This is a genomic window from Bradyrhizobium shewense (assembly GCF_900094605.1).
Classification (GTDB): Bacteria; Pseudomonadota; Alphaproteobacteria; order Rhizobiales; family Xanthobacteraceae; genus Bradyrhizobium; species Bradyrhizobium shewense.
In genome coordinates, this window is the sequence record NZ_FMAI01000001.1 from 492,723 (window position 1) to 513,830 (window position 21,108).

The window sequence follows — 21,108 nt, forward strand, 5'->3', positions numbered from 1 at the left end:
CGATCAACATGTCCGGGCGGCTGAGGCAAGCCTTTTGCTGCATGCCCATCTCCTCAAGCCGGCCAGCGGGACAGAAGGTCGCTTGAAGCCTCGAACAGCGCGCTGACGCGCAGCAATTCCGCATCGGCACGGAAGCAGCCGACGAGCTGAAGCCCGATCGGCAGGCCGTCGCGGCCAAAGCCAGAGGGCAGGCTGACGGCGGGATGGCCGGTCATGTTGAACGGCATGGTCCAGGGAAACCAGTGCGGCCGGACGCTGTCGAAATGGGCTCCGTCGATCTCGATGGAGCCGAACAAATCCTGCTTGATCGGCAGCGCGGTGCGCGTGAGCGTCGGCATCGCGAGGAAGTGTCCGCGCGCAAGTAGCGATTGCACGCGGCGGAACAGCGCGGTGCGCGCGAACATGGCCTCCTGGTAGTCGACGCCGCTGACTTCGGTCGCAAGCGCGAGCTGCTTGAGGAAGGCCTCGCTCAGCTCGTCCTTGTGCTCGGCTGCGAGTTTTGCAAAGCGCGTGCGCCAGACCGTGTGGTTGATGGCGCGCCAGATCGGCTCGATATCGAAACCGTCGCCGGAAAATTCCTCGAGCTCGGCGCCGAGCCCCGCCAGCCTGTCGAGGCTCGCCTTGAAGCTGGCTGCGACCTCGGCGGACACCGGACGGCCCGGCGGCGTCAGGCAATACAGAATCCGCTGCCCGCGCAGATCGCCATGCGGGGCGGCCGTGCCGATGAAATCGGGCACGGGAACGCCGATCGACCAGGGGTCACAAGCATCCTCGCCTGACATCGCCTGCATCATCAACGCGGTGTCCGCGACGGTCCGCGTGGTCGGCGTGACATAGGTCTGGTTGCCGAACGCATCCAGCGCCTGACTATGGGGGATAACTCCGTTGCTCTGCTTTAAGCCCACCACGCCATTGCAGGCGGCGGGAATTCGCGTCGAGCCGCCGCCGTCGGTCGCGATCGCGAGCGGCGCGATGCCGCTGGCCACGGCAACGGCCGCGCCGCCGCTGGAGCCGCCGGAGGACCGGCACCGATCCCACGCATTGCGGGTGCGGCCGAACAAAGGCGAATCGGTCAGGCACTTGCTGCCGAATTCCGGCGTCGTGGTCTTGCCGATCAGGATCGCGCCTTCGGCGCGCAGCCGCGCCACCGCGAGGGCATCCTCGTTCGGCACATTGTCCTTGTAGGGAACGGCGCCGAAGGTGGTCTTGACGCCCTTGGTGTTGACGATGTCCTTGACGGTGACGGGGATGCCGTGGAGCAGGCCGAGCGGCTCGCCGGCCATCATCTTGCGCTCGGCGATACGCGCCTGCGCCATCGCCTCGTCGCCACACAGCGTGATGAAGCAGTTCAACTCGGGCTGGAGCGCCTCGGCGCGCGCGAGCACGGCACTGACGATCTCGACTGGCGAAATCCGCTTTTCGGCGATGAGGCCGCGCAGCTCGGTTGCGGACAGCAGACAGGGATCGCCGTTCATCGTCACATCACGCTCCGAAGCGGGCCGCCGTTGGCCCAAAGCATTGACAGCGAGAATGACAGTTTTGTTAACTCGCCGTCCAATACCATTTTGATGTGCAACCCATACGTTTTCGGTATGCCAATGGATCTTCGCCGCCTCCGCTATTTCGTCGCCGTCGCCGAGACACGCAGCGTCGGCAAGGCCGCCGAGCGGCTACGGATGGCTCAGCCTCCGCTGTCCGTCCAGATCCGCAAGCTCGAGGCCGAGATCGGCGCGCCGCTGTTCCGCCGCGGCACCCGCGGCATGGACCTGACCGAGGCAGGCCAGGCGTTGCTGGCGCGTGCGAGCGAAGCGCTGGCGCTGGCCGTCGATGGGGCCGAAGCCGCGCGCGCGGTCGCCGCCGGCAAGCGCGGGCGGCTCTCGGTCGGCTACATGTTCGTCCTGGCGAATGCGATGCTGCCGCGGCTCATCCCTGAACTGCGCCGCTCGGTTCCCGGCGTCGATCTCGACTTTGCCGAGCTCAGCGCATCGACGCGCGAGGCCAGGCTGCTCGACCGCAGCGTCACGGTTGCGCTGTGCATGCCGGCCATCAACCATCCCGAGATCCAGGTGGCTCGGATCGGTGCGCAGCCATTCATGCTGGCAATGCCGATCCGCTCGCCGCTCGCACGTCTCGGCGCCGTGCCGATGGCGCGGTTGCAGGGCCGTCCGCTGATCGCGTTGCCGCCTCCGGAGCAAGATCCCGCCTCCTCCGCGGTCGCAGCCCTGCTGCGACGACATCAGATCGTGATGCCGATCGCGAGCCGTGTGGAGACGGTGCATTCGGCGATGAGCCTAGTTCTCGCCGGCGAAGGTCTTGCGATCGTGCCGGCCTGCGCCCAGCTCGGCGCGCCACGCGGCATCGTGTTCAGGCCGCTGCGCGATGCGGCCGATTCCATCGACATCGCGGTGTGCTGGCGGAGGGATTCCCAGAGCCCGCTGATCTCAAGGTTCATAAAATGCGCCGAGAAGGCCGTGGCACGGCTGTGACGCGGCGCCTTCCCCTCTCCCCTTGTGGGAGAGGGTGGATCGCCGCGAAACAGCGAGACGGGTGAGGGGTCTCGCGCGGCAAACGAAGCTCTCGCGCTCGTGGACGCATACCCCTCATCCGGCGCTTCGCGCCACCTTCTCCCACAAGGGGAGAAGGGAAGAACGGGCTACAAGCTCCATGTGATCTCACGGCTCCAGGGCGGATCGGCGCCCGGGCGGGTGCAGGTCAGGCCGGCGCAATTGGCGGCAAAGGACAGCGCCCGGCGGAGCTCGTCGGCGCTAATGTCCTTCAATGCTTGCCGGGCAATGCGACCCTGCTTGTGCAGGGCAAAGAGCAGCGCAGCCTGAAAGCTGTCGCCCGCGCCGATCGTGTCGGCGACTTCGACCTTGGGCGCGGCGACCTCGATCTGCCCTGCCCCCGCGTGCCATGCGATGGCGCCATTGTTACCGCGGGTGATGACGACGAGGCTCGTGCCCTGCCTGAGCAACGCATTCGCCCGCTGCTCGTAAGGCTCGTCGCCGAAGAGATAGGCGAAGTCGACGTCGGACATTTTGATGAGATCGGCGCGGCCAGCGAACTCGGCCATGCGCGCCAGATAAGCCGGCTTGTCCTTGACCAGATTGGGCCGGCAGTTCGGATCGAACGAGATCGTCGATGACGCCCGCGCGTCCGCGATCAGCGCTGTCGTCTCCGCCGCGCCCTGGTCGTAGACGAGCGTGGTCGAGCCGACATGAACGGCTTCCACATTCGCGAACGGAATCGCCCCGCGCCGGTAGGTCCAGTTCCGCGTCGCGGTTCCGGCGTCGTAGAAGGCGTAATGCGACTCGCCCGCGACGATGCGGACGAAAGCGAGCGTGGTCTGGTGATCACTGCGGGTGGCGAGATTGAGGTCGACGTTGGAGGCCGCCGCATGATCTGCAATCATCCGCCCGAACATATCGGTCGAGATGCCGCCGACGAATCCAGTAGGTGCGCCCAGCCGGGCCATGCCGATGGCGACATTGAGACAGGAGCCGCCGACCGCCGGCATCACCGCCTCGCGTCCTTGCGCATTTCCCGTCGGCACGAAATCGATCAGCGCATCGCCGCAGGCAATCAGCATGTCCTTCAACCCCTCGCGATGTCGGCCATCGCCGCGCGGCTGCCGCGATCGACGTCGCGCAGAAGCTTATAGACCTCGCGCTTGCGGGCGTGAAACGCGGCCATGTCGGGCGCGGTCGGCTCGCTCTTCCGTCCCAGCGCCGACATCTTGGCCATGGTCTCGCCGATCGAGGCACAGGCGCCGCCGGCGACGGCGCCGAGCATCGCGGCGCCCAGCAGCACCGGCTCCTTGGTTTGCGGCAGCGCGACGGTGAGGCCCGTGGTATCCGCCATGATCTGCCGCACCAGCGGGCTGCGGCTGGCGCCGCCGCCCATGATCATGAGGCTGGAACGGACGCCATGCGCGGCAAAGGCCTCGATCACCTCGGCGAGGCCATAGGCGAGACCGCACAGACCCGCGACGAACAGCCGCTCCATCGAGGCGATGTCGGTGTCGAGATCGAGACCGGCGATCACCGCCCGCGTGTCGGGGTCGGCATAGGGCGAGCGGTTGCCGATGAATTCGGGCAGAACATGGATGTCGCGGGCGAGCAGCGCGGCACGGCTGGCGCTACCTGCGCGCGCGATGATACGGCGCTCGAGGAAGTCGATGAGGTCGAGACCCTCGCTGCGCGCCGCCGCGCTCGCCTCGGTATGGCCCGGATGCGATTTGAGGAGATGGTCGATCGCCGCGCCCGCGGCCGACTGGCCGCCCTCGTTGAGCCAGAAGTCCGGGACCATCCCGGAGTAATAAGGCCCCCACACGCCGGGGACGAAGCACGGCTCCGTCGTCGTCGCCATGATGCAGGCCGACGTTCCCATGATGTAGGCAAGCCGATCGCTGACATCGCTCGCCCCGCTCGATCCGTCGCGGCCGCCGATCGCACCGATGCCGCCGGCATGGGCATCGATCAGCGAGGCGCCGACCGGTATGCCCGGCGACAGGCCGAGCTCGGCCGCGGCCGTGCGGGTGAGTCCCGCGCCGAGCTGCGTGCCGGGGGAGACGATCTCCGTGCCGATGCGGGCATATTTTTCGGCGACGAAGTCGGACAGGCCGATGCGCTTGAAAAATTGCGCGCTCCAGCCGCCGCCATCATGGGCGAGATAGTTCCATTTGCAGGTGACGGTGCAGGTGGAACGCTGGAGCGAGCCGGTCGCGCGCCAGGTCAGATAATCCGCGAGATCGAAGAAGTGGCCGGCGGCGTCGAAGCTCCCACGAAGGTGCCGCTTCAGCCATAGCAGCTTCGGCATCTCCATTTCGGGCGAGATCGAGCCGCCGACATAGCGCAGCACCGTGTCCTCGGTCTCGTTGATCAGCCGCGCCTCGGCGATGGCGCGATGATCCATCCAGACGATGACATTGCGTTGCTTGTCGCCGGATGCGCTGACCGTGAGCGGCTCGCCCTGCTTATCGAGGACAACCAGCGAACAGGTCGCGTCAAAGCCGATGCCGCCGACGCTGTCAGGCGCGATGGCGGCTTCCGCCATCGCGGCCCGCACCGATGTCGCGCAGGCGTCCCAGATGTCCTGGGACGATTGCTCGACGATATCGCCGGCCTCGTGCCAGATCCGGATCGGATGCCGGGCGGTGGCCAAAAGCGTGCCGGCCTCGTCAAACACCCCGGCCCGCGTGCTGGCGGTCCCCACGTCGACGCCGATATACGCTCGCAGCATTGTCGCTCCCGGTCGCTTTCCGTCAGCTTTGACGGTGAGCCTACCAGCAAGTATAGCCGCCATCCACCAGCACGATGCTGCCGGTCATCAGGCTCGCCGCTTCGGAGCTCAGGAACAACACGACCGAGGCAATCTCCTCGACCTGCCCCATCCGTGCCATCGGGGTTCCACCGATCCAGGCGTCGTACATTTTGGCGTTGCTCTTCACAAAGGCGTTGAGCGGCGTCTCGATATAGGTCGGCGCCACCGCATTGACGCGGATGCCGCGCGCGCCCCATTCGGCTGCCAGCGATTTGGTCAAATGATGCACCCCCGCCTTGGAGGCGTTGTAGAAGCACTGCTCCTGCGGCTTGTTGACGATGAAGCCGGACATCGAGCCGACATTGACGATAGCCCCGCTCCCGGCCTTCAGCATATGCTTGCCGAATTCGCGGCAGCACCAGAAGGTGCCGTTGAGATTGACGTCGATGACGTTGAGCCAGTGCTCGTCGGTAACGGTCTCCGCCGGGGTTTCGCTGCGGGCAATACCGGCATTGTTGACGAGGATATCGACCTTGCCGTAGCGGGCGACGAGGTCGTTCGCGACCTCCGCCACGCGCTTGGTATCGGTCACGTCCATGATCGCGGTCTCGACGTCAAAGCCCTTCGCCTTCAGGCTGGCCTTGGCGCTGTCGGCGACCTTGCTGTCGCGGTCGCCGATGATGACCCTGGCGCCGGCCTCGGCCAGCGCTTCCGCGCAACCAAGGCCAATGCCCTGCCCGCCGCCGGTGATGAACGCGGTCTTGCCGTTCAGCTTGAATTTTTCCAGGTACATGGAGGTCTTTCCGTTTCTTGCCGTTTTCTTGTTCAGTTCCGAAGCGCGTTGCCGCTCGCGTCGAAGCGGTGAATGCGCGCGGGGTCCGGCACCAGCGACACATGGTCGCCGGCATGCAGGCTCAATTCGCCGATATAGCGTGCGGTCAGCATCCCGAGCGGGCCGGCATCGACATAGAGGAAAGTGTCGCTGCCAAGATGCTCGGCCACCGCGATGGTCCCCTGCCAGCCTCCGGTGCCATCGCGGTCGATCTTGAGGTGCTCCGGCCGGACGCCGATGGTGGCCGCACCACGCTGCAACGCGAGCTCTCCGGTGACGAAATTCATCTTGGGCGAACCTATGAAGCCGGCGACGAAGAGATTGGCCGGCCGCTCGTAGAGCTCCAGGGGCGACCCATATTGCTCGATCTTGCCGCCGTTGAGCACGACGATCTTGTCGGCCATGGTCATGGCCTCGACCTGGTCGTGGGTGACGTAGATCGCGGTGGTGCCGAGCTGCTTCTGTAGCCGCGTCACCTCGATGCGCATCTGCACGCGCAGAGCGGCATCGAGATTGGAGAGCGGCTCGTCGAACAGGAACGCCTTGGGCTCGCGCACGATGGCGCGGCCGATCGCGACGCGCTGGCGCTGGCCGCCGGAGAGCTCGCGCGGCTTGCGGTCGAGATACGGCGTAAGGTTCAGCGTTGCGGCGGCGGCCTCGACCTTGCGGTTGATCTCGTCCCTGGCGAGCCCCGCCATCTTCAGGCCAAAGCCGATATTGCCGCGCACGCTCATATGCGGATAGAGCGCGTAGGACTGGAACACCATCGAGAGCCCGCGCTTGGCTGGCGGCGTGTCCACGACGTTCTTGCCGTCGATCACGATCTTGCCGCCAGAGACATCCTCGAGCCCCGCGATCAGCCGCAAGAGCGTGGTCTTGCCGCAGCCGGACGGACCGACGAACACCACGAAGGAGCCGTCGGCAATTTCGAGGTCGGCGCCTTTGATGATGTGCACGGGGCCGAAGGATTTCTGCACGCCCTGAAGTGTGATCTGACCCATGATCCGGCAGCCCCTCTACTTCACCGCGCCGAAGGTCAGCCCGCGCACGAGCTGCTTCTGGCTGAACCAACCGAGGACGAGAATGGGCGCGATCGCCAGCGTCGAGGCCGCCGACAGCTTTGCCCAGAACAGCCCTTCCGGGCTCGAATAGGAGGCGATGAACGTGGTGAGCGGCGCAGCGTTCGAAGTCGACAGATTGAGCGTCCAGAACGCCTCGTTCCAGGCGAGGATCAAATTGAGCAGCATGGTCGACGCCAGGCCCGGGATCGCCATCGGCGTCAAGACATAGACGAGCTCGCGGCCGATGGTGGCGCCGTCCATGCGCGCGGCTTCCAGGATGTCGCGCGGGATCTCCTTGAAATAGGTGAACAGCATCCAGATCACGATCGGCAAGTTTCCGAGGCACAGGATGAAGACAAGGCCGATGCGAGAATCGAGCAGGCCGAAGGTCTTGTAGATCAGGTAGATCGGCACCAGCACGCCGACCGGCGGCATCATCTTGGTCGAGAGCATCCAGAGCAGGATGTCCTTGGTGCGCTTGGTCGGCGAGAACGCCATCGACCAGGCGGCGGGGATCGCGATCAGAAGCGCAATCAGGGTCGAGCCGCCTGCGATGATGACCGAGTTCATGGCGTGGTGGAAATAGTCGCTGCGCTCCTGAACCGTCGCATAGTTTTCGGTGGTCCAGTGGAAGAACAGGAAGGATGGCGGGATGGCGAAGGCCTCGAGCTCGGTCTTGAAGCTCGCCAGCACCATCCAGAGGATCGGGAAGAAGATCAGGAAGCCGAACAACCAGGCCACCGCCGTCGATATCACCACCCGCCGCGTCGTCGCCATCCGTGCCATGCTTCAAGCCTCCAGATTGCGGCCGACGATGCGGACGAGGAAGAAGGCGACGACATTGGCGATCACCACCGCGACGAGGCCGCCTGCGGAGGCGCTGCCGACGTCGAACTGGATCAGCGCCTGCGAATAGATCAGGAAGGCGATGTTGGTGGTCGACAGTCCCGGGCCACCGCCCGTGGTGACATAAATTTCCGCAAAGACCGTGAGCAGGAAGATCGTCTCGATCAGGATCACCACGGTGATGGGCCGCGCCAAGTGCGGCAGCGTGATGTAGATGAAGGTCGAGACGGCGCTGGCGCCGTCCATCTCGGCAGCCTCTTTCTGCTCCTCGTCGAGCGACTGCAGCGCGGTGAGCAGGATCAGCGTCGCGAAGGGCAGCCACTGCCACGTCACGATCAGGATGACGGCAAACAGCGGCAAATCGTTGAACCAGTCGATCGGCGTCAGATGGAACAGCGAGGCGAGCCAGGCGAACAGACCGGACACCGGATGCATCAGCAGGTTCTTCCAGACCAGCGCGCTCACCGTCGGCATCACGAAGAACGGCGCGATCACCATCAGCCGCACGAAATTGCGTCCGATCACCGGCTGGTCCATCAAAAGCGCCAGCGGAATGCCGAGCAGGATCGTCAGCGCGAGCACCGAGCCGACCAGCACCAGCGTGTTCTGGAGCGAAGCCAGGAAGGCTGGATCGGTGAGGAAGTAGCGGAAGTTCTCCAGCCCAATGAATGATTCCGAGCCGGGATCGAGCAGGCTGTAATGCAGCGTCGAGAAATAGATCGTCAGCGCCAGCGGAACGATCATCCAGATGAACAGCAGCCCGACGGCCGGCGTCAGGAGCGAGCGCGCAAGAGTCTGCGTCTGCCGGGTTGCCATCAACGCTTCTCCGCTGGCGGGAAGAAGGCGGCCATCCATGACGCTGGATGGCCGCAAGTCTGAGCTCAGGAGGAAGAGCTCGGGTTCACTTGATGTAGCCGGCGCGCTTCATCTCGCGCTCGGTCGCGGATTGCGCCGCGGTGAGCGCGGCGTCGACGGTCATCGAGCCCGCAAGCGCGGCGGAGAATTGCTGGCCAACCTGGGTGCCGATGCCCTGGAATTCGGGAATCGCAGCGTATTGCACGCCGACATAAGGCACCGGCTTCACCGTCGGCTTGTTCGGATCGGCCGCGTCGATCGAGGCCAGCGTCAGCTTGGCGAACGGGGCAACCTTCAGATATTCATCGTTCTTGTAAAGCGAGGTCCGCGTGCCTGGCGGCACGTTGGCCCAGCCCTCCTTCGATGCCACGAGCTTGGTGTAGTCCTTGCTCGTCGCCCAGGCGATGAACTTCTCGGCGGCTTCCATCTTCTTGGAGCCGACGGGGATCGCAAGATTCCAGGCCCACAGCCAGTTGGCGTTCTTGCCGAGCCCGGTGTTGGGCGCCAGCGCGAAACCGACCTTGTCGGCAACCTTGGAATCCTTCGGATTGGTGACGAAGGACGCCGCCACCGTGGCGTCGATCCACATCGCGCATTTGCCGGCATTGAACAGCGCCAGATTCTCGTTGAAGCCGTTGGAGCTTGCGCCGGGAGGGCCGGCTTCCTTCATCAGATTGACGTAAGTCGTGAGCGTCGTCTTCCATTCGGGCGTGTTGAACTGCGGTTCCCACTTCTCATCGAACCAGCGCGCACCGTAGGAATTGGCCATGGCCGAGAGGAACGCCATATTCTCGCCCCAGCCGGCCTTGCCGCGCAGGCAAATGCCGTAGGTGCCGGCGCTCTTGTCGGTCAGCTTCTTGGCGGCGTCGATCACGAAATCCCAGGCCGGCTTTTCCGGCATCTTCAGGCCCGCCTTCTCGAACAGGTCGGTGCGATACATCACCATCGAGCTTTCGCCATAGAACGGCGCGGCATAGAGCTTGCCGTCGACGGAGACCGCGTCCTTGATCCTGGGCAGCAGGTCGGCGACGTCGTAGTCGCCGCCGAGATTGGCGAGCGGCACCAGCCAGCCCTTCTTGGCCCAGATCGGCACCTCATAGGTGCCGATGGTGAGCACATCGAACTGACCGCCCTTGGTGGCGATGTCGGTGGTGACGCGCTGGCGCAGCACGTTCTCCTCCAACGTCACCCATTTGACCGAGATGTCCGGGTTTTTCTTGGTGAATTCAGCCGTCAGCCCCTGCATGCGGATCATGTCGCCATTGTTGACGGTGGCGATCGTCAGGGTCGTTTCGGCCATCGCGGGGACGGCCAGCAACAGAACAGACGCGCCGCAGACGGCGCCCAAGACGTGTTTCACGGTGACCTCCCTCAAACTCGCGTTTTGAGCATATGCCCACGCGTTGGGCGTATGTTCAACGCAAGGAAGGAGGATTGTCAAGCAGGCACGGAGCCGTTTGCGCAACTTATGAGTGCTGCGGTGCGACAACCCTTCCCGTCATGCCCCGCGAAGGCGGGGCAGCCAGTACTCCGTGTCGTGAGTTGTTTGCCTCAAGCTAGGCCGCGGCGCACTGAATCATCCGCCCCAGTGCGCAATTGCGCACAAGGCGGATGATGGCAGCGGAGTGCAAGGGCGACCGCCCGCCTACCGCTCCAAAATCGCCCTTGCCGTCGTCTCGTCGGTAATCAGGCCGTTGACCAGGCCGCCGTTCAGCGCCGCCGCGATCGCCGGCACCTTGGCGGCACCGACCGCGGCGGCGATTGTGGTGGTCTTCGCCGGCACTTCCGGCGGGATGCTGGTGAGGCGCTTGTTGGTGCCGGTCTTGAGCAGGCGACCCTTGGAATCATAGGCCCAGCCGGTGATCTCGCCGATGGCACCCAGCCGCATCATCTCGAACAATTCGTCGCGGGTGACGAAGCCATCGATGTGGACCTGAGCCTTCTGGTCCATCTGGCCGATGCCGACGAGGCGCAAATCGGCCTTGGCCGCAACCGCCTTGACCTTTGCGATCGGCTCGATGCGGACCATCTTGTTGCGCTCGTCCTCGGACGACATCAGGAACGGCAGCGGCATCGGATAATGCCGCGCACCCGTGCGGTCGGCCAGCCGGCCTACCGTGTCGTAAAAGCTCGCCGAACCGTCGGCGGAGATGTTGCCGACCAGCGAGACGATCTGGTGATTGGGCCTGTCGATCGGCGTAACGCGCTCGACCGCGGCGCGCACCGCACGGCCGGTGCCGAGCGCGACGATCACCGGCGTCTCCGAACGCAGCGTCGCATCGAGCAGATTGGCGCAGCGTTCGGCGATGCCGGAAGTAGCCTGCGGCGCCGCGGGATCGGCGGGCACCACCTCGCAATGAGCAAGGTCGAAACGCTCCTTCAGGCGCGCCGCAAGCTCCATGCAGGCGGCGATGGGGTGTTCGAGCCGGAAAGTGATGAGACGCTCGGCAAGGCACAACGAGACCAGCCGCTGCGCCGAGGCACGCGAGACCTGGAGCATCTTTGCGATCTCGTCCTGGGTGTGACCGGCGATGAAATACAGCCAGCCGGCGCGCGCGGCGTCGTCGAGTCGGGATTTGTCGTTCTCGGCGGCCATGCGGGCCTCACGCCTCCCAGAAATCGCTCATGCGCGCGAAGACCCGGTCGGCCCCCGCCTCGGACAATATAGCCCGGCCGTCGCGACCGCGATAATGGCTGCCGCCGACAAATCCCCAGACCGTCATGCCGGCCGCCTTGCCCGCCTGCACGCCGCTGGCGCTGTCCTCGATCACCAGGGTACGCGCAGGTTGTGCGCCCATCTTCTCGGCCGCAAGGAGGAACAGATCGGGCGCCGGCTTGCCATGCCTGACCATTTGCGCGGTATAGATCCGCTCGCCGACATGCGCCCGCAAGTCCGTGACGTCGAGAGAGAGCGAGACGCGGTCGATATCGCTCGACGACCCCACGCAAAACGGCATTCGCAGGTCGGACATGATGGCGGCAATGCCCGGGATCGGCCGGAGCGAGCCCGCAAACGTCGCCAGCACATGCGACTTCAGGCGCGGCAGAAAGCCATCCGGCACGACCTGCCCGAGATCACGATAATGCTGCTCGATCGCCTTGGTGCTGCGCCCGAGGAAAAGCTCGAGCGCCTGTGTCTGGGTGAGCGCAATGCCGAACTCGGCCAGCACCTCCGACAGGCATTGGCAGCTCAAAAGCTCGCTGTCGACGAGCACGCCGTCGCAGTCGAAGATGATCAGGTCGGGTTTTGACTGGAAGTAGTCCATCCGGCCATTCGATCATATACCCAGCTGATGAGCAATAGTTCGCGTGGGAACGCGGCGCCGCGGCTTCCCCTGTTAGTGCGCGACCTGCCGGTAGATTGCCGGCAGCGCCGCGGGCAACCGCTTGATGTTACCGACGATGGCATAGCCGCCGCGCCCGAACAGGGTCGGGAAGTAGGATTGCGCGGTGGCGTCCACCGTGACGCCGAAGGCGGCGATGCCGAGTCGGCACGCCTCCTGCACCGACTTGCGGGTGTCCTCGAGCGCGAAGCGGCCCTCGTAATGGTCGACGTCGTTCGGCTTGCCGTCGGTGAGGACGAGCAGCAGCTTCTTGCGCTGCGGCTGGCGGGCGAGTTCGGCGGCGGCATGGCGTACCGCCGTGCCGATCCGCGTGTAATAGCCCGGCTTCAGCGCGCCGATGCGGCGCTCGACCGTCCCGCCCATCGGCTCGCCGAAGGCCTTGACCGTCTCGAGCCGCACCCAGGACCGCCGGCGCGAGGTGAAGGTGAGAATGCTGTGGTGATCGCCGCAGGCCGAAATCCCATGGGCGAGCGCCAGCAGCGCCTCCTTCTCGACGTCGAGCACGCGGTAGCCGTCGACCCAGGCGTCCGTGGACAGCGAGACGTCGACGAGCAGCGTGACGGCGAGATCGTGCCCTTGCGGGCGCATCGCGACGTGGATGCGATCGAGACCGCTGCTGCTGCCGGCGCGCAGGTCGCACCGCGCGCGCACCAGCGCGTCGAGGTCGAGATCATGTCCGTCGACCTGGGCGCGCATCAATTCGTGACGCGGCCGCAACACCTCGAAGCGGCGGCGCACCTGACGGATGTGCCGGCGCATGGCGTCGTCAGGCGCCCAGCTCTCACCTTGCTCGGAGGCCGCACCCGCCAGCACGCGGCAATGATCGGGCAGATAGGATCCGCTGCGGTAATCCCATTCGGGATAGGTGAGGTCCGCTTTCAATCGCGATGCATCGAGGGCCTCCGGCGGCAGGTCGAGATCGAACTTGAACCGGCTCGCCGGCTTGCCGGTGCGGCGGCTGAGCGTGATCTCCTCGAGATCGTCGGCCGCTTTCTGCGCATCCTCGTCCTCACTGTCGTCGGCCGGACGATCGACATTGACCATCTCGGCCATCGCAAGGATCTTCTCGAAGCGGTTGAGCACAAAAGGATCGCGGCGGTTGGCATTGTCCTCGCGGTCGCGGACGGCAAAGCGCTTGCGATTGTCCTGGGCCTCGGGCTCGGCGCCCGGGGCACATTCGTCCTCGCCTGCATGCGCGGCCGAGAGCTCGCGCGTCCAGCAATCCCCCCAGAGCGGGCACGGCAGGATCGAATGATAGCCCGGCGGCGCCTTGTCCGGCAGCAGGCCCGTCCCCATCATCGCCGGCCACAGTCTGCCCGCAGGCGCCTTGCCGGCGCCGAGCAAGGCCAAGACGATCTGCTCGACCTCCTGCTCGATGCGTGGCAAAGGGCGACGAGGCCGAGCCTCGGCGGTTGCCGCGGCGAGCTGGGCATAATCGGCGACAAGCCCGGGGAATTGCGTGAGCACCCAGACCGCCGTCTCACTTGCCCGGCGCAACACCAGAAGATCCCGCCGCAGCGGATCGGCTTCCGTGATCGTCTCGATCGGTGCAGCTGCGAACCACGCCGCAAGCCAGCGATAGAGCGCCGCGTTCAACGCGCGGTCGGGAAAGATCGAGATCCGATCGGGCAGGAAGATGGTCGCCGCGTCACGGCCCGGCTGCTCTAACCGCTCGTCACCGAGGCCGATGCGCTGTCGCCAGCCGAGACGGTGCCCCGATTTTCGCGCGCCTGCGCTTGCAATCTGCACCCCGGTCTCGCCGCCAAGCGCGCGGAACATCACCGCGAGCCGGCCTCTCACCTCGGTCAGTGCAACGGCGTGCTCATCGTGAACCGGATAGCTCGCGGTGCTGCCGACCATCCTGTGCCAGGCGCGGCCGACCGTCTCCTCCAATTCGAGGAAGTCGAGCATGGGAGCGGCCTCACCCGATGACAGCGCGTGCGACGTCCAGCAGCGCCGCCTTCACGTCGGAATCGTCGGTCAGCGGCTCGATCATGCCGGCCAGCACGGCATCGGCGATCGGCGTGCCCGCGGCAATCAGGGTCGCGCAATAGACCACGAGCCGGGTCGAGACGCCCTCTTCCAGATCGTGGCCCCTAAGCGCGCGCAGCCGGCCAGCCAGCCCCACCAGCGGCCGCACGCGCTCCGGCGACAGTCCGCTTTCGGCGGACACGACGGCGATCTCCTGCTCGGGCGGCAGGAAGCCGAATTCGATGGCGATGAAGCGCTGCCGCGTCGATGGCTTCAGCGCCTTCAGCAGCGTCTGGTAGCCGGGGTTGTAAGAGACCACGAGCATGAAGCTGTTCGGCGCCACCAGCTCCTCGCCGGTCCGCTCCAGCGGCAGGATGCGGCGGTCGTCGGTCAGAGGATGCAGCACTACTGTGACGTCCTTGCGGGCCTCCACGACCTCGTCGAGATAGCAGATGCCGCCCTCGCGCACGGCGCGCGTCAGCGGACCATCGGTCCACACGGTGTCCCCGCCCCTGAGCAAATAGCGGCCGGTGAGATCGGCGGCGGTGAGATCGTCGTGACAGGCAACCGTGTGAAGCGGCAGGCCCAGCCGCGCCGCCATATGCGCGACGAAGCGGGTCTTGCCGCAGCCGGTCGGCCCCTTGAGCAGAACCGGCAGACGACGCCGCCAGGCATGTTCGAACAGCTCGCATTCGTTTCCGGATGGAACATAGGCCGGCAGCTCGGGCGCCGAGGTCACCGTGTGAAGGGCAGATTTCATGATGTCTCTCCGGATTTTCCAGGAAGCAGGCGGCCGCGGCGAACCGCGGCCGCCCTTTCTCGTTCACTCGGCCGGCTGCAGCACGGCGGGAATGGTCGCCTGCTTCTCGCGGCCCGGCACCAGCACGGCCCACACGAACATCAGCGCGGAGATCGCGACAAACACGCCGGAGCCGAGCCGGACCCAATAGAACATCGCGAGCTGGTCCTGCACGTCCATGTAGCCCTGGCCGAGCACGCGCTGGAGATGGACCTGGACCACGCCGGCGAAGGTCAGCGCGAAGGTCATGGTCATCATCGCCGTGCACATGATCCAGAAGCTCGTCATGGAGAGCCATTGGTTGTAGGGCGCGCGTCCCTTGATCTGCGGGATCGCATAGGCCATCACCGACAGGTTCAGCATCACATAGGCACCGAAGAAGGCGAGATGACCGTGCGCGGCGGTGACCTGCGTGCCGTGGGTGTAGTAGTTCACCGAGGACAGCGTGTGCAGGAAGCCCCACACGCCGGCACCGAGGAACGCCATCACCGAGCAGCCGACCGACCACAACAGCGCAGCGCGGTTCGGATGCTTGCGGCCGGCCTTCCAGGTCATCTGCACGGTGAAGATCACCATGGTGAAGAACGGCGCAACCTCGAGCGTGGAGAACAGCGAGCCGATCCACTGCCAGTATCCGGGCGCGCCGATCCAGTAGAAGTGATGGCCGGTGCCGAGAATGCCCGAGAACAGGGCAAGGCCGATGATGACGTAGAGCCACTTCTCGACGACCTCGCGATCGATGCCGTTGAGCTTGATCATGAGATAGGCGAGCACGGAGGCCATGATCAGCTCCCAGACGCCCTCGACCCAGAGATGGACGACGTACCACCAGTACATCTTGTCGACGGCAAGGTTCGCCGGGTTGTAGAAGGCGAACAGGAAGAAGATCGCAACGCCCCACAAGCCGAACAACAGGATGTTGGTGACCGTGGTCTTGCGGCCCTTCAGCGCCGTCATCGTGACGTTGAACAGGAACATCAGGCAGACGACGACGATGCCGATCTTGATGATGAAGGGCTGTTCGAGGAACTCGCGGCCCTCGTGGTAGTGGAAGAGATAGCCGACCACGGCGACGCCGGCTGCGCCGAAGAACATCCAGAACTGGATCTTCGCCAGCAGCGGGCTATAGAGCTCATTCTCGGTCTCTTCCGGGAGCAGATAGTAGGTCGCGCCCATGAAGCCGATCAGCGACCACACGATCAGCGCGTTGGTGTGGATCATCCTGACGATGTTGAACGGCAGCAGCGTCGACAGCGTATTGGGTAGGACGTAGATGGTCCCTGCGAGCAGGCCGAACACGACCTGGGCCAGGAACAGGGTCAGCGCGCCGTAGAAATACAGCATCGCGACTTTCTGGGTTTGGTACTTCATCTCGGGTTCTCTCTGTCTTGAAAGAGGAAAGCTGTGCGCCTTGCATGTCGTTTGAGCAGGATCTCCTCGGAAAACCGCTTCACACTTTCCCGGATCATGCTCAGCCCGCCTTGTTCGGCGGCCAGCTCTGACGCTTGATCGTGCTGGTCCATTGCAGGAAGTCAGCGAGATCGTTGAGTTCCTGGTCGGTCAGGTTGAACTGCGGCATCTGCCGCCGGCCCTCCGCGCCCGAGGGCTGCGATTGCATCCAGGCCTTCAGCGTCTCGCGCGCGGCGGCCGGATCCTCGTTGCCGCCCCAGCGATCCCAGACGTTGCCGACCTCTGGGGCGAAATAGGCGCCCTCGCCCAGCAGCGTGTGGCAGTTGATGCAGGAGTTCTTCTCCCAGACATGCTTGCCGCGGGCGACCGACGACGTCAGCGTCTTCGCGTCGGTCGAGGTCGTGGCCATGTAGTAATGGCTGTGCGCCGTCAGCCCTATGAAAATGGCGAAGAAGAAGGCCGAACCGCCGTAGAAGACATTTCGAGCGGCCGACTTGGTCAGGCGTTCAGCCATTGCCAATCCTTTCCGTTTGATTCTGAGAAAGATGCGATCCTGCGATTTATTGCCGATTGCCAGGGGGCACTCTTTGACGAAGCGCAAGCAGCGCGACGATGCGCAACCGCCAGTCAGATCAAGGCAACGACGGCCGATGCGAGCCAGGCAAACAGCACCACGATGAAGACCCAGGCGCTGACGATGCCGCGCCAAAGCGCCGGCGCTGAGCGAAGATCGAGGAAATCGAGCACGATGCGGCGGCCCTTGAGGGCGGCGAACGTCAGCAGCAAGGCATTGGCGAACAAGGGACGCGACACCAGCGGCGGGACCAGAATGGTCGCGAGCGCAAGGCCGATCAACGCGATCCAGGTGATGTCGAGACGATCCGGAATCACGGGTGCACCAGATAGATGATGGGAAACATGACGATCCAGAGCAGGTCGACCATGTGCCAGAAAGCCGTTCCGGTCTCGACGCCCGCCGCTCGGGCACCCCGGGACACTACGGCCAGAATCACGATGCCGAGGCCGACATGCAGGAGATGGAAGCCGGTGAGGAGGAAGTACAGCGTGAAGAACGGGCCGGTCTCCAGGCCGTTTCCTAACGCGATCTCGCCGGCATATTCGAACAGCTTGACCGCGATGAAGACGCCGCCAAGAGCCATGGCGCCAAACAGCCAGCCGCGCGCACGCCGGCTCTCGCCCGCCCGTGCAGCAGCCGCCCCGCGCGCGGCAGCCCAGCCGCTGGTCACGAGCACGATGGTGTTTATTCCGGCCAGATGCGCATCAAGGCTGGCTTGACCGGCCGCGAAGACCGCCGGGTGAAGCGCATGCGCGATGACGAAGGCACCGAGGAACAGGCCGAAGGCGGCAAGCTCGCTGAAGATCAGCACCCAGATCATGGGATCACCGGGAAGATCTTCCAGGATTCCCCAGCCGCTTCCCTGTTGTTCGCAATCCGTTGCCGACATCTGACTTCCGCATCAAGACGCCGAACAGATATCCCACCGGCGCGATTCCAACTTTGTCGCCGGACAAATAGTGCAACTGGCCAGAGGCGGGTTTGCGCTATCGCAACGTCCCGCCCGCCTCACCGTCATAGGGTGGATGCATCCGGCGGTTCCACAAAATGGCGAGCGATGCAATGAGCGATGCACAAATCGGGCTGATAACCGCAACCCCCATCATCATCGTGTTCGCCATCGCGCTGCGGAGAATGGGGGTGCTGTCGACCGTGGCAACCGTATCGGCGGTGACGCTTTCCGTCGCGATCGCGACGGTGCTGTTCACGACGCAATCACCGCTGCCGTAGGGTGGGCAAAGCAAAGCGTGCCCACCATAGTGCCACGAGAGAAGATGGTGGGCACGGCGCTTACGCGCCTTTGCCCACCCTACCAGACCGTCAATGCGGCTACCGCCGCTGGTTATACACGTCGATACACACTGCCCCGAGCAGCACCAGGCCCTTGATGACCTGCTGATAGTCGATGCCGATGCCGAGGATGGACATGCCGTTGTTCATCACGCCCATGATCATGGCACCGACCACGGCGCCGCCGACGCGCCCGACCCCGCCGTAGGCCGAGGCACCGCCGATGAAGCAGGCGGCGATGACGTCGAGCTCGAAGCCCAATCCAGCCTTCGGCGTCGCGGTGTTGAGGCGCGCGGCGAAGACGAGGCCGGCGAGCGCGGCCAGCACGCCCATGTTGACGAAGGTGAGGAAGGTCAGCCGTTCGGTCTTGATGCCCGACAGTTTTGCCGCCTTCGCATTGCCGCCGACCGCGTAGACCTGCCGGCCGATCACGGTGCGCCGGGTGACGAAGCCATAGAGCGCGATCAGCGCGGTCATGATGACCAGCACGTTGGGCAGGCCACGATGCGAGGCGATCAGATAGGTGAAATAGAGCACGGCGCAGGCGAGCAGAACGCTCTTCCCCAGGAAGAACGCGTAGGGCTCGACCTCGATGCCGTGCGATTGCTCGCGCGAGCGGCCCTTGGCGCTGGCATAGACGAGCCCGAGCGCGAGCACGGCACCGATCAGCATGGAGGTCGGATGCAGCGTGCCGGCTTCGGGCAGCAGTTCCGGAATAAAGCCCGACGACAGCTTCTGGAAGGTCGCCGGGAACGGGCCGAGTGATTGGCCCTGCAGCACCGCGAGCGCCAGGCCCTTGAACACCAGCATGCCCGCCAGTGTCACGATGAAGGATGGAATGCCGAAGAAGGCCACCCAATAGCCCTGCGCCGCGCCGATCGCCGCACCCAGCAACAGGCAAGCGATGAAGGCGAGCGTGTAGTCGATCTTGTAGGTCACCATCAGCACGGCGGCGACCGCGCCGACGAAGCCGGCGACCGAGCCGACCGACAGGTCGATATGGCCGGTGACGATCACCAGCAGCATGCCGAGCGCCATGATGACGATGTAGCTGTTCTGCAGCACCAGGTTGGTCAGGTTGAGCGGCTGCAACAGCGTGCCGCCGGTCATGACCTGGAAGAACAGCATGATCGCGATCAACGACATCAGCATGCCGTAGTTACGCAAATTGTTCTTGATGAAGCTGCCGTGCCGGCGCTCCTCGGGCAGCGATACCGTCTTGTCGGTCATGGCTGCATTCCTCCCATTTCCGCGGCCGCGGGCGCGGCGTTCCCAATGTTTCGTTCGTTGCGCATGATGGCGCGCATGATCTTCTCCTGCGTCGCGTCCGCACCCTTGAACTCGCCGACGAAGGCGCCGTCGTTCATGACGCAGATCCGGTCGCAGATGCCGAGCAGCTCGGGCATCTCCGAGGAGATCACCACGACGCCGCGGCCAGCCTCCGCCAGCTCGTTGATGATACAGTAAATCTCGTATTTGGCACCGACATCGATGCCCCGCGTCGGCTCGTCCAGGATCAGGACCTTGGGATCGGTCATCAGCCATTTCGACAGCACCACCTTCTGCTGGTTGCCGCCGGAGAGCTGGCCGGTCTCCTGGTAGACGTCTGAGCAGCGGATGCGCATGCGGGTGCGATAGTCGCTGGCGATCTTCAGCTCGGCGATGTCGTCGATCACGCGTTTAGGTGCAACCTGATCAAGGCTGGCGAGCGTGATGTTCTTGCGGACGTCGTCGGCCAGGATCAGGCCGAGCTGCTTTCGGTCCTCGGTGACATAGGCAAGGCCGGCGTCGATCGCAGCCGCGACACTCGGCAGCACCATATCTCTGCCTTCGAGCCGGATGCTGCCGCTGATATTGGTGCCCCAGGAACGGCCGAACAGGCTCATGGCGAATTCGGTGCGGCCGGCCCCCATCAGGCCAGCAATGCCGACGACCTCGCCACGCCTGACGCCGAAATTGACGTTCTTGATCACCTGCCGCTCGGGATGGATGGGGTGATAGACCGACCAGTTCGCGACGTCGAGCACGGGCTCGCCGATCTTCACGCTGCGCTCCGGGAAACGGTGCGCCATGTCGCGATTGACCATGCTGCGGATGATACGGTCTTCCTGAATCGGCTCGGCGCGGCAATCGATGCTGTCGACGGTGCGGCCGTCGCGGAGCACGGTGATGTGGTCGGCGACCTTGGCGACCTCGTTGAGCTTGTGCGAGATCAGGATCGAGCCGATGCCCTGCTCGCGGAACGCCATCAGGCGTTCGAGCAGCGCGGCGCTGTCGGCCTCGTTGAGGCTCGCGGTCGGCTCGTCCAGGATCAGCATCCGCACCCGCTTGGACAGCGCCTTCGCGATCTCGACAAGCTGCTGCTTGCCGACGCCGAGATCGGTGATCAGGGTGTCCGGGGATTCCTTCAGGCCGACCTGTGCCAGCAGCTCACGCGTGCGCCGGTACACCTCGTCGCGGTCGATGACGCCGAGCTTCGAGGGCGGATGTGACAGGAAGATGTTCTCGGCGATCGACATCAACGGGATCAGCGCGAGTTCCTGATGAATGATGATGATGCCGAGCGCCTCGGAATCGTTGATGTCGCGGAAGCGCCGCTCCTCACCATCAAAGACGATGGTGCCCTCGTAGCTGCCATGCGGGTAGACCCCGCTCAGCACCTTCATCAGCGTCGACTTTCCGGCGCCGTTCTCGCCGACGAGCGCGTGGATTTGCCCGGCGTGAACCGAGAAGTTGACGTCGCGCAGCGCCTGCACGCCTGCAAAGCTTTTGCTGACGTTGCGCATCTCCAACATGGCGGTCATTGGCTTTGTGTCCTTAGATCACCGTCATTCCGGGGCGATGCGAAGCATCGAACCCGG

General features: G+C 64.8%; 20 protein-coding genes. 2 read left to right on the forward strand and 18 right to left on the reverse strand.

All coding sequences use genetic code 11. The annotated features are described in order from the left end of the window. Positions 1–53 precede the first annotated feature (53 nt). On the reverse strand, positions 54–1,475 hold the full coding sequence (locus GA0061098_RS02065; RefSeq protein WP_165637144.1) for an amidase: 1,422 nt from the start codon (positions 1,473–1,475) through the stop codon (positions 54–56). A 123-nt stretch (positions 1,476–1,598) separates the two neighbouring features. Between GA0061098_RS02065 and GA0061098_RS02070 the strand changes: the two genes are divergently transcribed. Beyond that, a complete protein-coding gene (locus GA0061098_RS02070) occupies positions 1,599–2,486 on the forward strand; it encodes a LysR family transcriptional regulator (RefSeq protein ID WP_091952876.1) in 888 nt (295 codons plus the stop codon). Between the two features lie 167 nt (positions 2,487–2,653). On the opposite strand, the gene GA0061098_RS02075 is transcribed toward GA0061098_RS02070, so the two are convergent. The 15 genes from GA0061098_RS02075 to GA0061098_RS02145 all read right to left on the reverse strand — a co-directional run bounded on the left by GA0061098_RS02075 (position 2,654) and on the right by GA0061098_RS02145 (position 17,846). After that, entirely contained in the window at positions 2,654–3,589 is a 936-nt protein-coding gene (locus tag GA0061098_RS02075; RefSeq protein WP_091953898.1) for a carbohydrate kinase family protein, read from the reverse strand. Positions 3,590–3,594: 5 nt separating this feature from the next. Then, positions 3,595–5,241 (reverse strand): FGGY-family carbohydrate kinase, encoded by a 1,647-nt coding sequence (locus tag GA0061098_RS02080; protein WP_091952879.1) that lies wholly within the window; start codon positions 5,239–5,241, stop codon positions 3,595–3,597. A gap of 40 nt (positions 5,242–5,281) precedes the next feature. After that, the gene (locus GA0061098_RS02085; protein WP_091952881.1) at positions 5,282–6,055 is read right to left on the reverse strand and encodes an SDR family NAD(P)-dependent oxidoreductase; all 774 of its coding nucleotides are present in this window, start codon (positions 6,053–6,055) and stop codon (positions 5,282–5,284) included. Between the two features lie 32 nt (positions 6,056–6,087). Beyond that, positions 6,088–7,095, reverse strand: a complete 1,008-nt coding sequence (locus GA0061098_RS02090; RefSeq protein WP_091952884.1) for an ABC transporter ATP-binding protein — start codon at positions 7,093–7,095, stop codon at positions 6,088–6,090. A gap of 15 nt (positions 7,096–7,110) precedes the next feature. Further along, positions 7,111–7,941 carry a carbohydrate ABC transporter permease gene (locus GA0061098_RS02095; protein ID WP_091952887.1) on the reverse strand — a complete coding sequence of 277 codons (831 nt, stop codon included), beginning with the start codon at positions 7,939–7,941 and terminating at the stop codon, positions 7,111–7,113. A gap of 3 nt (positions 7,942–7,944) precedes the next feature. Beyond that, on the reverse strand, positions 7,945–8,817 hold the full coding sequence (locus tag GA0061098_RS02100; protein WP_091953901.1) for a carbohydrate ABC transporter permease: 873 nt from the start codon (positions 8,815–8,817) through the stop codon (positions 7,945–7,947). A gap of 85 nt (positions 8,818–8,902) precedes the next feature. Next, positions 8,903–10,216 (reverse strand): ABC transporter substrate-binding protein, encoded by a 1,314-nt coding sequence (locus GA0061098_RS02105; protein ID WP_091952890.1) that lies wholly within the window; start codon positions 10,214–10,216, stop codon positions 8,903–8,905. Positions 10,217–10,501: 285 nt separating this feature from the next. Continuing rightward, positions 10,502–11,452: a sugar-binding transcriptional regulator gene (locus GA0061098_RS02110; protein WP_091952893.1), complete on the reverse strand. Its 951-nt coding sequence runs from the start codon at positions 11,450–11,452 to the stop codon at positions 10,502–10,504. Between the two features lie 7 nt (positions 11,453–11,459). Next, positions 11,460–12,122, reverse strand: a complete 663-nt coding sequence (locus GA0061098_RS02115) for an HAD family hydrolase (protein WP_091952896.1) — start codon at positions 12,120–12,122, stop codon at positions 11,460–11,462. Between the two features lie 72 nt (positions 12,123–12,194). Continuing rightward, positions 12,195–14,111: a nitric oxide reductase activation protein NorD gene (locus tag GA0061098_RS02120; RefSeq protein WP_091952899.1), complete on the reverse strand. Its 1,917-nt coding sequence runs from the start codon at positions 14,109–14,111 to the stop codon at positions 12,195–12,197. A 10-nt stretch (positions 14,112–14,121) separates the two neighbouring features. After that, positions 14,122–14,931, reverse strand: coding sequence for a CbbQ/NirQ/NorQ/GpvN family protein (locus GA0061098_RS02125; protein ID WP_091952902.1), 810 nt, complete (start codon positions 14,929–14,931; stop codon positions 14,122–14,124). A 63-nt stretch (positions 14,932–14,994) separates the two neighbouring features. Then, a complete protein-coding gene (locus GA0061098_RS02130) occupies positions 14,995–16,341 on the reverse strand; it encodes a cbb3-type cytochrome c oxidase subunit I (protein ID WP_091952905.1) in 1,347 nt (448 codons plus the stop codon). Positions 16,342–16,441: 100 nt separating this feature from the next. Continuing rightward, positions 16,442–16,894: a c-type cytochrome gene (locus GA0061098_RS02135; RefSeq protein ID WP_018315916.1), complete on the reverse strand. Its 453-nt coding sequence runs from the start codon at positions 16,892–16,894 to the stop codon at positions 16,442–16,444. Between the two features lie 113 nt (positions 16,895–17,007). Next, the gene (locus tag GA0061098_RS02140) at positions 17,008–17,268 is read right to left on the reverse strand and encodes a cytochrome C oxidase subunit IV family protein (RefSeq protein ID WP_165637145.1); all 261 of its coding nucleotides are present in this window, start codon (positions 17,266–17,268) and stop codon (positions 17,008–17,010) included. Next, on the reverse strand, positions 17,268–17,846 hold the full coding sequence (locus GA0061098_RS02145; RefSeq protein WP_091952911.1) for a cytochrome c oxidase subunit 3 family protein: 579 nt from the start codon (positions 17,844–17,846) through the stop codon (positions 17,268–17,270). Before GA0061098_RS02145 ends, GA0061098_RS02140 begins: the two co-directional genes overlap by 1 nt. Positions 17,847–18,019: 173 nt before the next feature. On the opposite strand from GA0061098_RS02145, the gene GA0061098_RS44700 reads away from it, so the two are divergent. Further along, complete coding sequence (locus GA0061098_RS44700) at positions 18,020–18,187, forward strand: hypothetical protein (RefSeq protein WP_085967637.1); 168 nt, start codon at positions 18,020–18,022, stop codon at positions 18,185–18,187. Between the two features lie 99 nt (positions 18,188–18,286). On the opposite strand, the gene mmsB is transcribed toward GA0061098_RS44700, so the two are convergent. Both mmsB and mmsA read right to left on the reverse strand, forming a co-directional pair. Beyond that, positions 18,287–19,477, reverse strand: a complete 1,191-nt coding sequence (mmsB, locus tag GA0061098_RS02155; protein ID WP_018315912.1) for a multiple monosaccharide ABC transporter permease — start codon at positions 19,475–19,477, stop codon at positions 18,287–18,289. Continuing rightward, positions 19,474–21,051: a multiple monosaccharide ABC transporter ATP-binding protein gene (mmsA, locus tag GA0061098_RS02160; protein WP_091952914.1), complete on the reverse strand. Its 1,578-nt coding sequence runs from the start codon at positions 21,049–21,051 to the stop codon at positions 19,474–19,476. Before mmsA ends, mmsB begins: the two co-directional genes overlap by 4 nt. Positions 21,052–21,108: the final 57 nt, after the last annotated feature.